Genomic DNA, 20,509 nt, shown 5'->3' on the forward strand with positions numbered 1-20,509 from the left:
ATGGTTATGATAAAGCACACATATTTTTAATTAAATAATCATTAAGATTGTAATTTAACTTGAGAGGAACAGATTAAATGATTGATTCTTTATCACTTTATAAACCTAGATTTAAAAAATTAATTTGTGTTGATTCTGACGGGTGTGTCATCGATTCGATGACTATAAAGCATGAGCGTGCGTTTGGTCCAGCTATTGTTGAAGAATGGCAATTACAAAATATAGAGTCCAAGCTATTAAAGCGCTGGAATGATATAAACTTATATGAAATCACTAGAGGCATTAATCGCTTTAAAGGGTTAGAACGTATGTTAAGTGAACTTGTTGAACAAGGCATTCAAATTGAGGGCTATGAACATATTAAGCATTGGGTACAAACAACAGATGCTTTCTCTAACCCAGCACTGGAAAAAGCCATATCAAACTATCCACAACAAATTGGATTACAAAAAGCATTATCTTGGTCACACCGTGTGAATGATATTATCAAAACCTTACCAAGTATTGGACCATTTAAATATGTACAAGCATCTCTAAAAAACGCTTCAACTTTTGCTGATATCGCAATAGTGTCATCAGCAAATTTGGCAGCAGTTGAATATGAATGGAACACATACAAATTAACAGACTATTTAAGTGGCATGTTTGCGCAAGAAGCAGGTACAAAAGAGCACTGTTTAGAGCACTTAAAACAATATTACAATTTAGAAGACATCATCATGTTAGGAGATGCCAAAGGAGACTTAGAAGCAGCAGAATCGCATAATATGTACTTTTATCCAATATTAGCAGGCCATGAAAATCAATCATGGCTAGACTTTAACAATAAATATTTAAAATTGTTTAAAAATGGTAAATTCAACCAATACACACACGACACTTTAAAACAAATATTTTTTAATAATTTTGAAGGAGAGGCATAAACTATGGTTAAAGTAGATTTGACAGCATCACCATATCATTTAAATGACAATCAAATAACATGGGTAGAAGAAACACTTGGCAAATTAACAGACGAAGAAAAAATTGGTCAATTATTTTTCAACTTATTTTCCTTAGAGGGTGGTAAAAAATTCTTTGATGCAGACTTAACTAATAAAGATATACTTGAACGTTATCACATTGGAGGCGCACGATATGAAGGTGGGAACAAAGAAGATGTTCAAAACTTACTCAATGATTTACAAAGACATACTAAAGTTCCCGTACTTGTAGCAGCAAACTGTGATTCTGGTGGAAATGGTGCATGTAAAGATGGTACTTATATCGCAAGTGCTGCACAATGTGAAGCTGCTCAAGATACAAAAGTTTCATATAATGCTGGTCTTGTATCAGCACGTGAATCATCCGCACTAGGTGTTCATATTAATTTCGATCCTTGTGTAGATATACTTAAAAATTGGCGCAACACAATCGTTAATACACGTGCATATGGCACAGATGCTGAAACAGTTATTAAATATTCAAGTGCATTTATTGACGGCTTTAATGCAGAACGCGATATGATTACATGTATCAAACATTTCCCCGGTGATGGTACGGAAGAACGTGACCAACATTTAGTGCTCGGCGTAAATGAACTATCTACCGAAGAATGGGACGATAGCTTCCGTAAAGTTTATCAACATCATATCGACCGTGGTGTACAAATGATAATGGCAGGACATATTGCACAACCTGCTTATTCTAAAAAATTAAATCCTAGTCTGGAAGATAAAGACATTTTGCCTGCAACACTTTCTTCTGAACTTATAACTGATTTACTAAAAGATGATATGCATTTTAACGGTTTAGTCGTTACCGACGCTAGTCATATGTTAGGTATGACTGCTTCTATGCGTCGTGAAGATTATGTTCCATTAGCCATTGCATCTGGCTGTGATATGTTCTTGTTCTTTAATGATTTAGAAGAAGATTACCAATTTATGCTCGATGGTTATAAAAACGGCGTCATAACAGAAGAGAGATTAAATGATGCCGTAAGACGTATCTTAGGTTTAAAAGCACAACTCAATCTACACATTAAACAAGAAGATGGTTCAATTATTCAACCACAAGAAGCATTAGATATCATCGGTTGTACAGAACATTTAGAAATGCGTGCAGAAGCAGCCGATATGGGGATCACACTTGTGAAAAACACTTTAAATCAGTTACCTATCCGACCTGAAACACATAAAAATATTATGCTTTATGTGATAGAAGGTGAAAAAGATGGTATCTATAAATCTGCTAATAACGTCACAGATGATATTATAAATGAACTTGAATCACGTGGATTCAATGTCACATTGAATGATGGTTCAACACGTATTAAAGGTAAAACATTAGAATATCGTGAAAAAGTAGATGCCGCGTTAGTATTTGCAAACATTATCGGTTATGCTGCAGAAAATAACTATCGTATTAAATGGGGTACTGCCATGAGTAATGAAATACCATGGTATGTACATGAAGTACCAACCGTATTTATTTCTACCAATTTCACCACTCATTTGCATGATGCAACAATGGTTAAAGCTTATATAAACGCTTATCATTCTAATAAAGAAACAATTAAACAGACCATTGATAAAATCATGGGAGAAAGTGAATTTAATGGGCAATATAATGATTTAGTTTGGACAGATAAATGGCAAGCAAAATTATAAATGAACCACGTTTTACAATATAATCTATCGTTATAAAACCCATGCTCAAACAAAGGACTAATCCTTATCAAATAAGGATTAGTCCTTTTTATTTTGCAGTGCTTTTGTTTTAAATCGTATGTATTTACTTGGAGATGCATGGTTGAGCTTGTTTTCTCTCACATACTTCATTGTTATGGTGTTAACATGATACAAAATCGTAATGAATAGAAATGTTTAGAATAGCATCATTAAACACTTTCGTCTTATTTAATATCTGCCCTTAAGCCAAATAAAGGAACTAATTTATAATATAACTCGCTTACCATTACAAGAAAATTTTTATATTAATATTGGTATAGGTTAATATCACTTTCTATAAATTAAAAATAACCCTAAAGCTTGGTATCGGCTTCAGGGTAAATATACTTGTCATTGTTCTTATATAATTATGATTTATAACCAAAATTAGGAATATTTTCCCAACGTTTCTTAAAGTAATGTGCTACCGCTTTAGGACGACGTTCACGCGTGAATATTCCTTTTTTGTTTCCTTGAACACGTATAATCTCGGTAGAAGTTTCAAAATCTGCAAAATTCCATGTCTGTTCACCAATAAATTGTGGATATTGATCAATGACTTCATGATTTGCTTAATAATAACGAATTTGGTACTCTTCTGTAAATAATTCGTCATTTAATGAATGCATGCCAGCTACAGTGTCTGCACCATATTCTGTAAACATAATTGGCTTGTGCGGCTGTTTTTCACTCCAACCATCTAACTCAGTTCGTAAAGCTTCTTTAGCGGCTTCCAAGTCACCTGTTTGTGTATACCAACCATAATATCTGTTCAGACATAATACATCTACTAAATCTTGAACTTGGCAATTATCTGGTTGTGACATTAAAATAGTTACGATGGTTACAGGTCTGTTTTGTGGATCGCAAGAACGTGCTAAGTTGATTAATGGCTCAAAGTATTCTTTTGCGCCTTCTTCAGTAGAAGCTGGTTCATTAGCTATTGACCACATAACTACACATGCATGGTTTTTATCTCGAGCAATCAAATCTTTGATTACGGATTCATGTGCTTTTTTCGTGCCAATTTCTTTAAATGTATTTCTTGCCTCAACTCCAGATAATATGGTACTAAAGTTTAAGTGCACACCAACAGCAGTTGTTTCATCTATGACAACAATACCTAGTTCATCTGCCAATCGCATCATTTCTTCAGAATAAGGGTAATGTGAAGTTCTGAATGAGTTACCGCCAATCCATTTAATAAGATTGAAATCCATAACATTCGTTACTTCGTTTAATCCTCGGCCATTATAGTAGGTATCTTCATGCTTACCAAACCCTTTAAAATAAAATGGTTGTTCATTGATTAAAAATTGTCCCTGCTTCACTTCTACAGAACGTACACCAAAACGTTCAGCATAGCTGTCTACAACTTGGTTATTATCTATTAACGTTACTTCTAAATGATACAAATAAGCATTCAGTGGTTGCCATAAATGAGGCTGTTCTATCTTAATAGAACCATTAGCACCAGAAGTTTCTGCTACAACCTCTCCCGCTTCATCTATCAATTTAACTAAAATATCATCCACCGACTCATTGATAGAAATATTATAATTGATGTCTGCTACATCATTTTTAACCTCCGGAACAATTTCAATATCTTCAATAAATATTTGTGGTGTTGTGTAAATTTTTACAGGTCTATGCAAACCAGCATAATTAAAAAAGTCAAAATTAGGTTTATTTCTTTTAATCAAATTGCCGTCTTTGTCCGTTGTTTCGCTATAATTACCAACAGGTAACGTCGTTTCGTCTAATATATTATTTACACATACAGTTAAGCGATGTTGCCCTGAACTGAATTTTTGCCCTAATTCCACTTCAAAAGGTAAAAATCCCCCTTGATGTGATGTGACTTCTTGACCATCAATATATACTGTTGCTTTATGTGTAGCAGAACCAAATCTCAATACAATTCGTTCATCTGATAGTACTTTAGGTATCGTAAACATTCTTTCATACCATACGTTCCCTACATGATTTCGTATGTTAGCAGTTACGCCTTGATCATTATATGAACCTGGCACTGCCATAACTAAATCAGTGTCTAAAGGTTTCGTTACATCGATTTGATCATGGTTCTCTTCTAATTTGAATTGCCAAACACCGTTTAAGTCTATAATACTTCTCTGTTCGTTTGTTACTGGATATAGCATATAAATGCTCCTCTCATAAAATGAAATACAAAATAATTATAATTCCTCTCTAAGTGCCAACTCTTTAACAATTTGTTTATGTTTCTGATCTGTTAATGGGTATGCAAAGAAGAAAAGTATCACCGCAATTAAACAAATGACTGCGGGTACCACAAAGAATAATATTTTTAAACCGAATATTGTATCCGGCGTTTGTGCCGCATTAGGTACATAACCAATAATCGTTAATGCCATACCTGGTATAAAACCTGCTAAGCCTTGTGATATTTTTCTAGTAAAGCTATAACTTGCATAAATAATACCTTCAGATCTAAGTCATGATTGCCATTGTCCGTATTCTACAACATCAGCTATAAATGCCCATGTTACTGTATTAGGAATAACCAAGAATAATTGTGCAATCGTGTTAATGATTAAGAACGGAATAATTTGCTCTGAAAATAATGAAAAGTTTACGATTTGGAAAATAATAAAACCACTTACGCCTATGACTGCCGTCATTTTTTTACCTACTTTTTTACTTAAGAAAGTAGTAAGGAATAATGCTGGTATTAAAACAATAAAATTCAATGTACTTACAATACCTATTAAATTATCGAAACCAAGTACATTTTTGTAATAGTAAAGTTGTGCACCTTGTTGTAAAAATAAAGCAGTAATCGTTAACAATGTATAAATTGCTAAAATAATAAATGGTCTATTTTTCAGTAAATTAAAAAACGCTTTACGTCCCAAACCTTTTACTTGTGGACGTTCTATTGTATGACGCTCTTTAACTCCTTTATAGCACAACATATGTAGTGTCACACCTGCAATTGCAAGTATACCTACTGCAATCGGATAGCCAATCGCATGATTCGGAAATAAACTTACTAAAGGAATAATAACTATACCCGAAATAAACATAGCACCTTGTGAACCTAAATTACGGAATACTGATAGTTGCGTACGATCATCTGCATTAATTGTCATTGAAGCAGACAATGAACCATAAGGTATATTAACGACAGAATAAGCAGCATTAAAGAGTAAATATGTTCCAAATGCCCATATAATTTTACCAGTCTCACTGATATCAGGTGAAATAAAGGTTAAGACAGTCAATATTGCCAAAGGAATACTTCCATATAATATAAATGGTCTAAATTTGCCTCGTTTTGAAAAATTTTTCTGATTATCAACAAGGGTACCTACACCCGTGTCTACAAATGCATCGAAAAATTTAGCAACTAAAAATACTAGCCCACCTATAGCAGAGGGAATTCCCAAAATATCTGTATAAAAAAGCAATAAATAAATTTGCCCCATATCAAACATTAATCCGTTCCCTAAATCCCCAAAACCATAAGCTAATTTTTCTTTAAATTTCAATTTCGGTGATTCAATTTCATTAAACTTTTTCAATTTCGTATTTGCCGGTTTTAATCTGGCTGTAACCATAAGGATTACCTCTTTCCACTATCGAAACAACATTTGTGCACCTCATCTTTGTAGTTTCATAGTATGTTTTATTGAATGTGGCCATCAATCATTACATTATCCATAGAATTGAAAGCGTTTTCTTCCATGCATAAAAATTTTTACCCTATAAAATAGATTCGCTTATTATTTTCACGTGCATACACCCTTAACACTTTTGATAGAGCTCTTACTTTTATTATATTTTTATAATAGCAACAGTCAACAAAAAATAACAACGTTGTTAAAAAACAAACCACTTTTCTCTTTTATGTTATTCTTTTTCAACTATTGCTAAAGTCTGTAATAACGCCAGTTCAAATTGATACAATACTTTACTACATACGATTAAGCTAAAAATCACAAATTCAGTCTAAATTTAATGTGAATTGGTAATATTTCAATTAATTTTAGAGGATATTATGATTTTTTTGATATTTTCCTAATTTTATTTACAATTTTTATATTGAATATTTAATTTTCTGATTTTTTATACTATATCAACTAATAAAATTCTTTATGTTCAGTCCGATATTTCAATGGTGTCTTACCATATTGCTTTTTAAAGCATTGTGCGAAATAACTCTGTTCCCTGAAACCGACATATTTTGCAACTTCCGCTACAGTCATTTTTGTCCGTGCTATTAAGTCACGTCCTTTTTTTATTCTTAACGATGTAATAAATTGAGATAAAGATTGATGACATTCTTGATTAAAAATTCTTGATAGGTAGCTAGGTGCCAAATCAACATAATTCGCTAACTCTTCTAACGTTAAATTACTATCTAAGTTTCTTTCAATATATTGAATCACTTTACTTACTTTAGGGCTAAAGGCATTCGCTTTTATTTTCATAGCTCTTTCTGCGTATTCCTTAACGATTGCATACGTTAATTCTTCTAGTACTTCTACATCCAGTGTCCGATCAATCATCGCAGCATATTTAGCGGATATTTCATCAATATGTATGAGACTCACACCAGCTTTTTCTCCAGCTTTGCGGCATAAAGTATTGATTAAATATGCTTTATATTGCTCATTTGATAGATCATCCTTCACTCGACGTAAACCAGTCACAGACAAACTCATCTTTTTTAAAATAGATAATGCTTCTTCAACATTTCCGTTTTCTACCGCAGTCAACAATTGATTTTCTAAATTATATCTATACTCTATTTCTTGTAGTGTGTAATCACTTTGAAGCTTAGAATCAGCTAAAAATGCTTCATTTGCATGAAAACTGAAGTCAATATCCACCGTTTCATAGACGATGTTTCTATTCTTCAAAAAACGAATTGCTAAACGACACATTTTTTGCGCTTTAACATGATGACATATCGGAATTTTAAGTAAATATTGTTTCAATGTGGGCAACTTAGAAATTTTAATATTTAAATTAAGTAACATCTCATTACATTGTCGCTCATTGGGTCGTTTATCCATATAAGGCCCAATAATATAAATCTTTCTATATTTTTTAAATTTAAAAATCAAAAAGCTAACATTAAAACTATTTTTATAATGGTAAATTTTGTTACTCTGCATATGCACAATAAAATGTTTTAACTCATTTTTATATTGTTTTCTAGTAGTATTCATAAACGGTGTCTTAATATGGTTACTAATTGCTTTTATGTCGTCCATATCATAACCTTCCAACTGAATACCTAATAATTGTATAGCATGCATTTGCAATATTTCTAGCGTTTCATTTTTCATAAAAAAAACACCCCATTCCTTATATTTTTATTATATCTAAATATTAAGGAATAGAGTATCAAATGAATAAAAAATATTTAATTTGTTTTTTAGATTTTATATATTTAGACCTACAAGACGCTTCATGGCCATATATCTATTGTTTATGTTTCTTACCGAATTTTAATTTAAACGGTGCATAAAATAGGACAAAGATAAGTACCAAACCTAAATAACCGATTAAAGGATAAAAGATTGCTACTAGATCCGTAAATCCAACAAAACTTAAGCAAAGCCCTACTAGGATTGCAAGCGTATAAAATATTTTAAAACGTATAGAATCAACTACGGTGAAACGTGTGGCAAAGGCATAAAACATGCCCAACCCTGTATTGAAAATCATGCCAAAGATCACAAGTGCCATGATGATACCTAGGATTGGTGATATATGATTTACAATACCTAACATTGGCATTTCCATATTACCGACAATATTGATTTGTGTAAAAATTGCTAAATGACTTAACACAATCATAGCGCCTAAAATCAGACCACCTAATAAACCACCAATTGCTGCCACTTTCGAATTTTTTTCTGCTCCCCCCATAACAATAGCCATTGATGCACCTACTGCAGTATTAAACGAAGCATAATTGATGCCTGCAACAAACCAATTAGGCAATGTTGAAGGTTTTGCATCTGAAATTGTATTTAATTCTGAAAAAGGTACATTCGTAGTCATGAAACTATAAACCGAAATAATTAATATAAACACAATTAAAAATGGCGTGATATTACCAATAACTTTCACTACACCTTCTACCTTCAACATACCTGCAAGTATGATTAGTATGGTCATTAGTAATGTACCAACGATCGATGGTACGCCGAATTGTTGATTTAAATTTGACCCAGCACCTGCAATCATCACTACACCAACACCAAACAAAGTAAAGATAATGACTAAATCAATAATCCATCCCAATAATTTTCCAAATAGTGATTCACCAGTAATATTATGTATAACTACTTTGTGTGAGTCTGTATCAAACTTGCTCCCTAACCAAACTAACATCATCCCAACATAAGCAAACAATGCCGTGGTAATGATAGCACCCAAAGTACCCAAAATACCAAAACTAGTAAAATATTGCAGCACTTCTTGTCCAGAAGCAAAGCCAGCCCCAACGATGACACCGATAAAAGCACTAGCAATCAGTAATATTCTTTTCATCATTTTACCCCCTTATTGAATCTACTATATACAACTCAAGTAAAATTTCAATCATAATATCTATGATTACTTTACATTTGTTATATGAAATACTTAAAACCATTATAGTTACTTAATTTTATCATTTTATCCATAAGTTATGTTGAAATACCTTAAAGAAGTATTATAGCGCTAGCTCATATTTTGATTGATTGTATTAAGTAGTAAATAAAAAAGACAGGTAGTTGAAATCAAATATATTCCGTTTGATTTCATCTACCTGTCTATTAAGCATACAGTTTGTTGCACATATGATTGATAACGAATTATTATTATTACCTTTAAGCTAGCCTTTTACTAACAATTATATAGATATAAATGACATATATTTTTAAAATTAATAATTAAAAGCCATCTACTGACAATATGAAATGAGGTTGGGCGAATCCATTATGTCTCAGCCTCTTTATAATCATATGCCATTGAGTCACACTCAATGATATATATGCTTCTATGTTATTTTATTATACAAAGATACTTAGTATAAGGATGAATACTAATCCTGAAACTGAAATAACCGTTTCAAGTAATGACCATGTTAGAAATGTTTCTTTAACAGTTAATCCAAAGTATTCTTTAAACATCCAGAAACCTGCATCATTCACGTGAGACAAGATAACACTTCCTGCTCCAATAGCTAATACTACTAATGCAACATTTACATCTGATGATTGTAGTAATGGTAATACAATACCTGTTGATGAAATAGCTGCTACTGTAGATGAGCCTAATGCAATTCTTAAAACAGCTGCAACTACCCATGCGAGTAATATAGGAGACATTTCAGTGCCTTCAAACAATTTAGCTATAGTGTCACCAACACCACCATCTATAAGTACTTGTTTGAACGTACCGCCACCACCTATAATCAAAATCATCATTCCAATAGGATAGATCGCGTTTGATACAGAATCCATGATTTCAGCATTTTTTCTACCTTGTCTTACACCCATTGTTATAATCGCAAATAGCACAGCAATTAACATCGCTGTACCAGCAGTACCAATAAAGTAAATGAATGATTCAAAGCCATTCGTCGCTTCTTCATTACCTGTCACTAACTGAACAATTGTAGAAAGTAACATAAGAATAACTGGTGAAATTGCTGTGAGTAAACTGATGCCAAATCCAGGCATTTCAGACTCTGAAAATTCTTTTTGTGCGCCTAAAGCTGATATATCCCCTTCGCGTTGATAAGCAGTTGGCGTAAGCTTTTGTGCCACTTTATTAAATAATGGACCTGCAATAATAGTAACAGGTATGGCTATGATAATACCGTAAAGTAACACATGACCTAAATTAGCTTGTAGTTCTTTAGCAATGACAACTGGTCCTGGATGTGGCGGTAAGAAACCATGAGTCACAGATAGTGCTACAACCATAGGAAGTCCTAGTTTTAATTGTGAGACATTAGCACGTTTTGCAATCGTAAATACTAATGGGATTAATAGTACTAATCCTACTTCAAAGAATAACGCTATACCTACAATAAAGGCTGCAATTAGCATTGCCCATTGGACATGTTTATGTCCAAACTTTTTAATAAGTGTATCAGCAATACGTGTAGCGCCTCCACCATCTGCCAATAGTTTACCTAAAATCGCACCTAAGCCAAAAATTAAAGCGATATGACCTAAAGTACTTCCCATACCGTTTTCAATGGTTTCTATAATTTTATCTAAAGGCATACCTAGTAAAATAGCAGTGACAATAGATGTAATAATCAATGATATAAATGTATTTAACTTCAAGAAAATAATCAGTGATAGTAATACGACGATACCTATAACCACTGTAATTAACGGCCAAATTGTTTCAAACATAATTGTTCTCCCCTTCAACATTTAGCATAACCGTTCATAATTTCAAAAGGTATTACCTTCATCATGATAACGCTTACTTAAATGTCTAAAAATTTAATTTTTTTAACTTGAATGAATATACAGCTATAAATGAAAATTGCATATTTTTATTTATAGCTTGTCATTCACTCAATTTGTATCAACAGTATCTATGCTTTATCTTTAACCATATGTTCACGCTGAAACGTAGCGATTTCAGCATAGCGCTCTTCTAAAGAACGACTTAAATTGATGAAAATTGATATTAGTTTTTGATAAACATTCACATTATCTGGATTTGGATGGTGTTGATTTGTTGTACCTACCATCTCTTCAATAATGGAAAAATCTTCAATTTCACCAAGTGCTTTCATACCAAGTACACAAGCACCTAAACATGAGCTTTCATAACTCTCTGGGACGATTAAATCCGTATCAAAGATATCCGCCATCATTTGGCGCCACATTTCACTCTTAGCAAAACCACCCGTTGCTTTAATTGTTGACGGTGTTTCATTCATTACTTCAATTAGTGCGAGATAGACTGTATAAAGGTTATATAGCACGCCTTCTAATGCTGCTCGAATCATATGTTCTTTCTGGTGAGCTAAGGTTAATCCAAAGAATGAGCCTCTTGCGTCTGCATTCCACAATGGTGCACGTTCACCTGCTAAATACGGATGGAATATCAACCCATCTGCACCTGGTTTGACACGATTAGCAATTTTAGTCAGTACATCATAAGGATCAACGCCCAAACGTTTTGCTGTTTCCACTTCACTTGCCAACAATTCATCACGCAACCATCGTAATACCACACCACCATTATTCACTGGTCCTCCAATGACATAATGATCTTCAGTCAAAACATAACAGAAAATTCTTCCCTTATAATCTGTTCGTGGCTTATCTATTACGGTTCTTATTGCACCAGAAGTTCCAATTGTTACAGCAACTTCACCTTTTTTAAACGCATTTACACCTAGGTTTGACAATACGCCATCACTAGCGCCTACCACAATTGGTGTATTTTCGTCTATGCCCATTAAAGTTGCATAGCGACGTTTCATCCCTTTTAATATATGTGTTGTCGGCACAATTTCAGGCAATTGAGATGATTGAATACCTAACAATGCTAATGCTTCTTGATCCCAGTCTAGATTTTCTAGATTGAACATACCGGTAGATGAAGCCATCGATTGATCAATTACATATGTCTCAAATAACTGATAAAAAATATACGTTTTAATGTCTGCAAACATCTCTGTTTGATTGTATATTTCTTGTTGTTCATGTTTCATCCAAAATATTTTAGATAAAGGTGACATTGGATGAATCGGTGTACCTGTTCTACTGTATATCGCATCACCGTCATACTTGTCTTTAATCATTTCTGCATATTTAGTCGCGCGATTATCTGCCCATGTCAAATTCTCAGTTAATCGTTGATGACTAGCATTCATTGAAATCAAACTATGCATCTGAGCGCTAAATGAAATTAATTTCAAATCGTTTTTATGAATATTCGCTTCTCTCATAACATATTTAATTGTCATCAGTACTGCATCAAATAACTCATCAGGGTTTTCTTCTGACACTTCTACATTTGGTGTATGCAAAGGATAACCAATATTATGTTTCATAATAAACTGCCCTTTTTCATCATAAAGCACAGCTTTCGTACTTGTCGTACCTATATCAACGCCTATCATGTATTTCATGGTTTTGCCTCCTATTTATACCTCTTGCTTGACAGTTATTATTTCATCCAAAAACTATCTATATCTTCGCCAACATCGTCAAAGTTCAAATGAAATGCTTCTCTTAGTTTTGTTGCATTTTGCGCTGCAACTGCATCGATAAACACTTCATGATTATGATGGATTCGTTCAAAATCCACTGGGTTTTCATTCATGCGCTTGCGCATAGATAATAAAATAAGCGCTTCCATTACTGGCCTTAAATTATTCCAAAATGTTTTTAAATATTGATGTTTTGAAGCTAATATCGTCACTTCATGAAATTTCATGTCGTGTTCTGTAAATGCCTCAGCGTCTTCAAATTTAACAGCAACTTTCATCATTTCTAGTTGTTTTCGCATTTCTTTAACTATTTGCTTATGATTATCTTTTTTTATCTTATTAAAAGCGAATGATTCTAACATAATTCTTAAATCATACAGTTCTTTTTTTTCATTATCTTTAAAAGGTAAGACATAGGCACCCATACGTTCTAAATGAATTAACTGATCTTGTTTTAATAATTTAAATGCATCTCTTACTGGAGAACGACTCACATTAAATTCTTGAGCAATTTGGTTTTCAGTTAACAATGTGTCTGGTGTAATCATCCCATCAACAATCCTTAAGCGTATTTCTGAAGCAATCATTTCACCTTTAGAAACACCTTCAAGCCATTGTTCTGGATAAATATATTCCAACCGACTTCACCTCTCCACTTAATCGATATACTTGTATACAAGTATAGTAATATACATTCCGCTTGATTGCAAGCGCTTGCAATTGTATAGATATCCTTTTAATTCCATAAAAAAGCGGCATGCCAAGTTTTCACTAGACATACCGAAATTTTTTATTTTAATGGTTTTATATTTTTACCGCGATACACAATGATGTGTTTGATGACAATACGGACATTGTAATTTTCTGGTTTTAGGTGTATGTGTAGCAAACATCCACGTCGCCAATTTAGGTTTGAATATTTGTTGACAATTCGGGCATAAATAATTCACGCGTTGATATATCGCTTTTGTCATAACCCCAGCATAAGCCACTAAAATAGGTAATGTTACTAAAAATGGCACCCATTTTTTTAGTAATATACTAGCCATGATTGATGTATACTGTATTATGATGGCTGGACTTAATTTATATAGTAGCGACATGTATAACGCCGTGCCCCGCTGATTTTGAATGGTATATTTATGTGTGTTAACCAACTTTTCAATCGGCGCTTGCGTATTGTCACTGATACTGTTTTCCAGTTGTTTGATTTCATAAGCAGTAAGCTTCATTTTATCAATTTCTTCAGTAATCTCAGATCTCTTTTGATATAACATGAATTTTACTGCTTGTAATTTTTTGTCTTCAGTTAATAGCTTTTTTATATCTTTTAACGAAAATCCCATCGATTTCAATATTAAGATAATTTCTAAATTTACTTTGCTTTGTTCATCAAATAGACGTCTACCATTACTTGATGATGGTACCGATTGTAACAATCCTTTCTTATCATAATACTGAATTGTTCTTACTGTTACATTGCAATGTTTAGCTAGTTCTCCTGTTTGATATAGTGTCATAAAATAACCTCCTTGACGTTAATCATACATGGTGACCTAACGTAACGAGCAAGTGTAACAATCGTTTTTAGTGCGGGATATTTGTTCGTGCCTCTAATTATCAAAAATTTCGGAATGAATATTTTGCATTTTACTTTCAACAGTTGTAATTTCATTGGCACATTGTTTTAAAACTTCTCTATAGTCCTCTGTATTTTTATTATTTTTGTAACGTATTTTGTGTTCTAAACTCGCCCACATATCCATACCTATTGTTCTAATTTGAATTTCTACTGGTACTTTTTCTACAGAATTCGCTAAAAATACTGGTATTGAGACTACAATATGCAAACTTCTATAACCGTTATCTTTCGGATTCATAATATAATCTTTTCTTTTTAATAACTGCACATCTGCTTGTTTTAACAATAATTCTTCAATGACATAAATATCATCTATATAATTACAAATAACTCTTATACCTGCAATATCGTATATATATGTTTTCGCTGATGCTGTGTTGATTTGGTAACCTTTTCTATCTAATTTTTTAATCAGACTTCTCATTTCCTTAACACGACGTTCCATGTGATGAATTGGATTGTGTTTATATAATTGTTGAAAATGATCGTCTAAAATATCGAGCTTAGTGCTAATTTCTTTTAGTGCAGAAGAATAGAGTTGCTCTAAAGCAACAAAATCAATGACCATTTCGAATGCTTCTTCGTAATTATTTATATAAGATAAACTCTCTTTAAATTCTTCTCTCTTCAAACATTATAGCTAAATTAAAAGGATACTTGAAATAATACAGTAGATATTTACAATGCATTACACGATTCAGAAGTTATTTGTGTGATGGCAATGACATTTTTGGTTTTGGTTATTTCAGCTCACAAAAATCCATAGTTGCCTAACATTAGGGAATAGGCAACTATTTCAATTGCGTGACACTTTTTTATTTATATAAAAAACTTTTAACTTCGTCTTCACAATGATTTTCTACGCTATTCATTCATTTTATGTTCAATAATTTGAGTCCTTCTATTATCAGCAATATTACGCGCCCGCTTCATAGCATCTGCTTTTTTATCAAAGCTATCTGTAGCTTGTTTGGCACCATCAGATTTTATTTTCCATTCTTCATTCTCATAATAGACATGAACATCTTTGTGATTTAATTGTGGGTTCGCAGATTGATCACGTTCATGTACCGTGATTTTTTTATTTTTTAGCGCTTTCAATTCATCTTCAGTCGCATTCTCATACCAATTTTCAGCTTGTTTGGTAGCGATTGGAATCGCATTTTCCTCTTGATATCCATCTTTAAGCATCGCATTTCCAATGTCGATTGCTTTTTTTCTTTCCAATTTTTCCATATTTTTCCAACTTTGCGGATAATCTTCCATTGTCCAAGGCATGTGATAAAACCTCCATCTTCATAACTTATATTAATTCTCTTTTACCACCTTTTCCCTTTAACAAACTAAATAAATTCACAAAAAATAATATAATTATTTAAGTTAACCATGATTTGTTCTTTAATTGAAAGGGAATGATGAGTAAGAATCAGTGTTAAGTAAAAGGAGGTTTAACTAACATGAATCTATCTATTGGATTAATCCCTTCTCCTGATATGCCTCATAAATTAATTAATAAAATTTATTCAGAACTTCCAAAAGATTTCACAAAACATGTAGATAATGGCGTGGAATGGCAATTCGACATACATGTTGCATCTATGATTGGGACTGCAGAACATATGGATAAAGTTTTGGATATTGCATCCAATATGAAACAGCAAAAAAATTGGGATTATACAATTTGTATTACGGATTTACCTAACTTTTCTAAAAATAAAAGTGCATTATATGATATTGATTTTGATACTAAAACAGCGCTTTTATCATTACCAGCGTTAGGAACAGTTAAGTTAAAAGAGAAATTAAGACAATGCTTAATATTTATTGTTGAATACTTGCATTCTTCTGGTAGAAACAAAAGCACTTTAAACTTTAAACATTTTAAATTAACTCAATTTAAAGAAGTTATTCCTAAGGACCATAATGAAAATCATAGATCTCGCATTATCGCCAAATCTACATTTTTAGGTTGGCTCCATTTAATTTGCGGCATGACTTTTGCCAATGAACCTTGGTCTGCAATTTTTGATTTCAAAAAAATCATTTCTGTTTCATTTGCCACAGGAACTTATATTGCAATATTTTCTACACCTTGGGATATCAGTCTAGATTATAGTTATTGGCGGTTTATTTTACTGATGCTACTCTCTGTATTAGGCATGGTTGGTTGGTTAATTTATTCTTATAAATTATGGGAAAGACCTAGTGCTAATACACAAAAACTTTATCGCTTTATTTATAACATTACGACTTTTACAACCTTATTGACCATTACCTTTTTAAATTTTATAGTACTATATATTTTACTATCTTTAAGTACAATACTATTTGTACCGCCGGAGTTATTTTCAAATTGGACATCGTTAAACAGTAAGCATCCAACTATTTTAAACTATATTAATTTAATTTGGTTTATTACATCATTAGGTATTCTTGCTGGAGCTATGGGATCCACTGTTGAAAACGCTGAAAAAATTAAACGCGTGACTTATTCTTTCAGACAATACTATAGATCTAAATCATTGGAACAAGAAGATGAAGACAGCTCTAGTGCCTATGCTAAAGCTGATTACTACGAAGGCGAAAAACAATCACATCACGAGGAGGGATTAAATGAACACAACAACAGCTAAAATAGGTATCATTGCTGCACCGGGAGTAACTGAAAAAATTGCTCGTAACCTTGAAATTGAGTTACCTAATATTCTTAGTGAGCGATATGATCATTCAGTTAAATGGGAAATCGATACAATTATTGATCCTTTAACTGGTTCAGCTGAAAGCGTCCAACAAATTTTTAGTAAAATAGCTGATTATCAAGAACATAATCATTGGCATTTTACAATCGGACTCACTGACCTACCGATGATTGAACAACAAAAAGTAGTTGCCTTTGATATCAATAGACAAAATGGTGCTAGTTTAATTTCTATCCCTGCTTATGGATGGCGCCCAATTAAAAAAAGAATTCAAAACTCTATATTGGCTATTTTAACAGCAATAGATGAATTTAAGCGTTCAGAAAAAAGTAATAATAACGAACATGCAATGCCACTAATGAATGCACAGTTTCCTTTAACCAATTTACAATCTCGAACTGTTTATTTTGAAAATACTACCTCTCAACATACACAATACTATGTGTCTTCAAGATCAAAAGGTATATTTCGTCTGGTTAGTGGCATGACATTTGCGAATAACCCATTTAATATGTTAAAAAGCTTAAGTAATGTTGTGGCAATTGCATTCACTACTGGTGCTTTCGGAATTATCTTTACGACTATGTGGAATTTAAGCTTTGTATATTCTGAGTGGCGCTTGTTATTAATGATGCTTGTAGCCATATTTGGTATGATGATTTGGATGATTATTGCACATAATTTATGGGAGTCCAAAAAAGAGAGCACGAATAAGCAGATTACCACCTTATATAACTTAACTACAACGATGACTTTAACTGTTTCTGTTATGATTTATTATGTCATCTTATTCTCGCTCTTTTTGGTCGCAAGTTTAATCGTACTCCCATCGGACTATTTAGGCCAAGCATTACAATTTAAGACATCTGCAAGCTTAATAACTTACATAAATTTAGCTTGGTTTGCTGCATCAATTTCGACAGTAGCAGGTGCAATAGGTGTTGGTCTAAATAATGAAACACTCATACTTGAAAGTACTTATGGATATAGACAAAAACAACGATACAAGCAATTACACAAAGAACAACAGCAACAAGAACAACAACAAAGAAAAGCGCAAGCAGATATACAGGAAAAAAGACAAGAAGAAGAACAAAAAGTTAGAAAACAACAAGATTCCAACTAGATATAAAAAGTAGAAATATTTATTATGCTACTATTAATTTTTCAAATTTATAGCGACTTCACAAAAACTACATTAAATTATAAGATTTAAATATAAAACAAGCCAATGTCATCGATTTTAACTATCGTGACATTGGCTTATATTGTATTATTCATAAGATAATTTAATTGCTTGTCTAGCATTTTGACAATTATGTTGAATACTCATTAAAGAAGTTCTAATGTGCGTGTATTGTGGTAAAGTTGTAATTTCTTGAACATTGATATTAGAACCAATTTCAAAATGTTTTGCTATATTTTCAAATACTAATAAATATTCTCCCATGGTTTCATCATCAATATGGTAACGTTTCTCATTACTTAACGCTCTCGTCAGCATAAAGCTAATTTCTTCTAATGCATATATACTAGGATAATAATATTGTATAACCATTTTATTACTAAATACTTCACCATTCGCACTGTTATATATTTGTTTCATATTATTTAGTTGGACACTTAAATGCAACATTTTTGTTTTATCACGTTCTCTGGATGAGTATTTGTTGCTTGAAAACAAGTAATGAAATAACACCGCTTCATTACGTGCCACTGTGGCAAGCGTGCCCGGTAACATTGAAGATGCAGTCTTTCTACCTATTACAAGTAACAAAATAACGGCAATAATAATACCAACAATCACATCGATAATTCTTGGAAGTGCTATTAAAATTGAAAGATGGTTTGATGCTAAGCCATTTAATAATATAACTTGGATTGTGATAAATATAACTGCAAATGAATAATTTGCACCTACAAACATTTCTGTTACCCCTGCTGCAACCGCAAGGAGTATGATAGCGATAGGTACAGGTGGCGTAGATAATAATATTAATGACAGTACAAGCACACCAATAATCGTACCAATGCCTCTTGATCCTGCACGTTCAAAGCTGTGTAATGTTGTTGAGCCCAATAATACTGTATGTGTACTAAGCGGAATCCAATATGCTTTGTCAAAATCAAACATCAATGCGATAAAAATTGCAATTGCCATGATAACGATATAGCGGATTGTATTTCTAAAGACAAATGAATCTATTGTCAAATTTGTAACTAAGCGATGACCGTAAATAGGTACACGTATATCTACTTCGTGTTCCAGCTGTGCATCATTTGCATTCATAATAGCATCAACTTTAAATATATTATCTACAAGTTTTTGATAAGCTTCATCAATATCAACTTGTTGTGTCCATGTTTTATTTGTCTTACCTTGCGTATATACTAAATTGATAACATAGTCCACCATCAATTTAATATCTTGAGGTAAAGGGCGCACATTTTTTTCATTTAATTCCAGTAATTCTGAATGTATACCTTGCGCAATATTATGTAACAAGATTAACCGCTGGAATTGCGGTGACTTTTGAGATTTGGCAGAACTTGCAGTGATGAGCTGGTTATCTGTATTTCTAAAAGCCGTCACCGCAAACCGAGATGCTTTTGAAAATGCTTTTGGATCATCAAAATTATAAACTAACTGTTTTATAATATTATAGTCATTTTTAATTGATTTAACTTCAGCTGATTCTTTTGAAAGTAAAATCACAACAATTACTACAAATGTTGCTAATAAACCTCCAATAAATACTGCAATACCTCTTGTTATTGCTTCATCTGGAGCAACTGGTAAATTGATTGGCAAACTGAATGCCACAATGAAAAAAGTTGACGAAGGTCCAGGAATATTTAATGAACTAAATACATAATATGGTACTACTGCTACAATCAATAACAAAATTCCAAATATGATTGGTTGATTGACAGTCAACGTACCTAACATCATCGATATTGCAAATACGATTGATGTAAAGAATACCGTACGAAGTTTAGATTTTGCCGTACCGCCAAACACATAAATATGTGCTAACGTACCTGTTGAAATTAATAGACCGATTGAAAAATAACCGACTAAATAGCCAATCATTAAAGGCAAAAACATTAATATAGCCTGTCTAATACCTTTAGCAACATCGATTTTCATTGCATTAAATTTTGTGAGTGACTTTAAATATTTAATCAATGGCGGTTCACATCTCCTTTTCATTTTATTTTA

13 protein-coding genes and 2 pseudogenes are annotated in these 20,509 nt (G+C 32.5%); 4 read left to right on the forward strand and 11 right to left on the reverse strand.

Annotated features, from left to right (window positions below):
* The first annotated feature begins 77 nt into the window (after nt 1-77).
* Nucleotides 78-923: an HAD family hydrolase gene (locus KA824_RS05900; protein ID WP_181187359.1), complete on the forward strand. Its 846-nt coding sequence runs from the start codon at nt 78-80 to the stop codon at nt 921-923.
* Between the two features lie 3 nt (nt 924-926).
* Nucleotides 927-2,651 (forward strand): glycoside hydrolase family 3 protein, encoded by a 1,725-nt coding sequence (locus KA824_RS05905; RefSeq protein WP_181187358.1) that lies wholly within the window; start codon nt 927-929, stop codon nt 2,649-2,651.
* Between the two features lie 428 nt (nt 2,652-3,079).
* Here the strand turns inward: KA824_RS05905 and uidA are convergent.
* From uidA to KA824_RS05955, 10 genes and pseudogenes are all read right to left on the reverse strand, one after another.
* Nucleotides 3,080-4,873 (reverse strand): annotated as a pseudogene (gene uidA, locus KA824_RS05910) (beta-glucuronidase).
* 36 nt (nt 4,874-4,909) lie between these two features.
* Nucleotides 4,910-6,313: pseudogene (locus tag KA824_RS05915) on the reverse strand (MFS transporter).
* A 522-nt stretch (nt 6,314-6,835) separates the two neighbouring features.
* Nucleotides 6,836-8,050, reverse strand: a complete 1,215-nt coding sequence (locus tag KA824_RS05920) for a helix-turn-helix domain-containing protein (protein ID WP_107385956.1) — start codon at nt 8,048-8,050, stop codon at nt 6,836-6,838.
* A 136-nt stretch (nt 8,051-8,186) separates the two neighbouring features.
* Nucleotides 8,187-9,263 (reverse strand): YkvI family membrane protein, encoded by a 1,077-nt coding sequence (locus KA824_RS05925; protein ID WP_107384270.1) that lies wholly within the window; start codon nt 9,261-9,263, stop codon nt 8,187-8,189.
* Nucleotides 9,264-9,766: 503 nt separating this feature from the next.
* Nucleotides 9,767-11,125, reverse strand: a complete 1,359-nt coding sequence (locus KA824_RS05930; protein ID WP_107384269.1) for a gluconate:H+ symporter — start codon at nt 11,123-11,125, stop codon at nt 9,767-9,769.
* A gap of 188 nt (nt 11,126-11,313) precedes the next feature.
* Nucleotides 11,314-12,864, reverse strand: a complete 1,551-nt coding sequence (gene gntK / locus KA824_RS05935) for a gluconokinase (protein WP_181187357.1) — start codon at nt 12,862-12,864, stop codon at nt 11,314-11,316.
* Between the two features lie 38 nt (nt 12,865-12,902).
* Nucleotides 12,903-13,583, reverse strand: a complete 681-nt coding sequence (locus KA824_RS05940; protein ID WP_107384267.1) for a GntR family transcriptional regulator — start codon at nt 13,581-13,583, stop codon at nt 12,903-12,905.
* 174 nt (nt 13,584-13,757) lie between these two features.
* Entirely contained in the window at nt 13,758-14,465 is a 708-nt protein-coding gene (locus KA824_RS05945) for a MerR family transcriptional regulator (RefSeq protein ID WP_107384266.1), read from the reverse strand.
* Between the two features lie 93 nt (nt 14,466-14,558).
* Nucleotides 14,559-15,218 (reverse strand): GTP pyrophosphokinase, encoded by a 660-nt coding sequence (locus KA824_RS05950; RefSeq protein WP_181187356.1) that lies wholly within the window; start codon nt 15,216-15,218, stop codon nt 14,559-14,561.
* Between the two features lie 233 nt (nt 15,219-15,451).
* Nucleotides 15,452-15,865 (reverse strand): DUF2188 domain-containing protein, encoded by a 414-nt coding sequence (locus KA824_RS05955; protein ID WP_107384264.1) that lies wholly within the window; start codon nt 15,863-15,865, stop codon nt 15,452-15,454.
* 179 nt (nt 15,866-16,044) lie between these two features.
* Between KA824_RS05955 and KA824_RS05960 the strand changes: the two genes are divergently transcribed.
* Together KA824_RS05960 and KA824_RS05965 are read left to right on the forward strand one after the other, a co-directional pair.
* Nucleotides 16,045-17,220, forward strand: coding sequence for a hypothetical protein (locus KA824_RS05960; RefSeq protein WP_107384263.1), 1,176 nt, complete (start codon nt 16,045-16,047; stop codon nt 17,218-17,220).
* Nucleotides 17,201-18,412, forward strand: a complete 1,212-nt coding sequence (locus KA824_RS05965) for a 5,10-methylene-tetrahydrofolate dehydrogenase (protein WP_181187355.1) — start codon at nt 17,201-17,203, stop codon at nt 18,410-18,412. Before KA824_RS05960 ends, KA824_RS05965 begins: the two co-directional genes overlap by 20 nt.
* Nucleotides 18,413-18,559: 147 nt before the next feature.
* Here KA824_RS05965 and KA824_RS05970 read toward each other — a convergent pair whose 3' ends face one another.
* The gene (locus KA824_RS05970; protein WP_107385962.1) at nt 18,560-20,476 is read right to left on the reverse strand and encodes an FUSC family protein; all 1,917 of its coding nucleotides are present in this window, start codon (nt 20,474-20,476) and stop codon (nt 18,560-18,562) included.
* Between the last annotated feature and the right edge of the window lie 33 nt (nt 20,477-20,509).

This window comes from Staphylococcus sp. GDY8P198P (assembly GCF_017891615.1).
Taxonomy (GTDB): Bacteria; Bacillota; Bacilli; order Staphylococcales; family Staphylococcaceae; genus Staphylococcus; species Staphylococcus cohnii.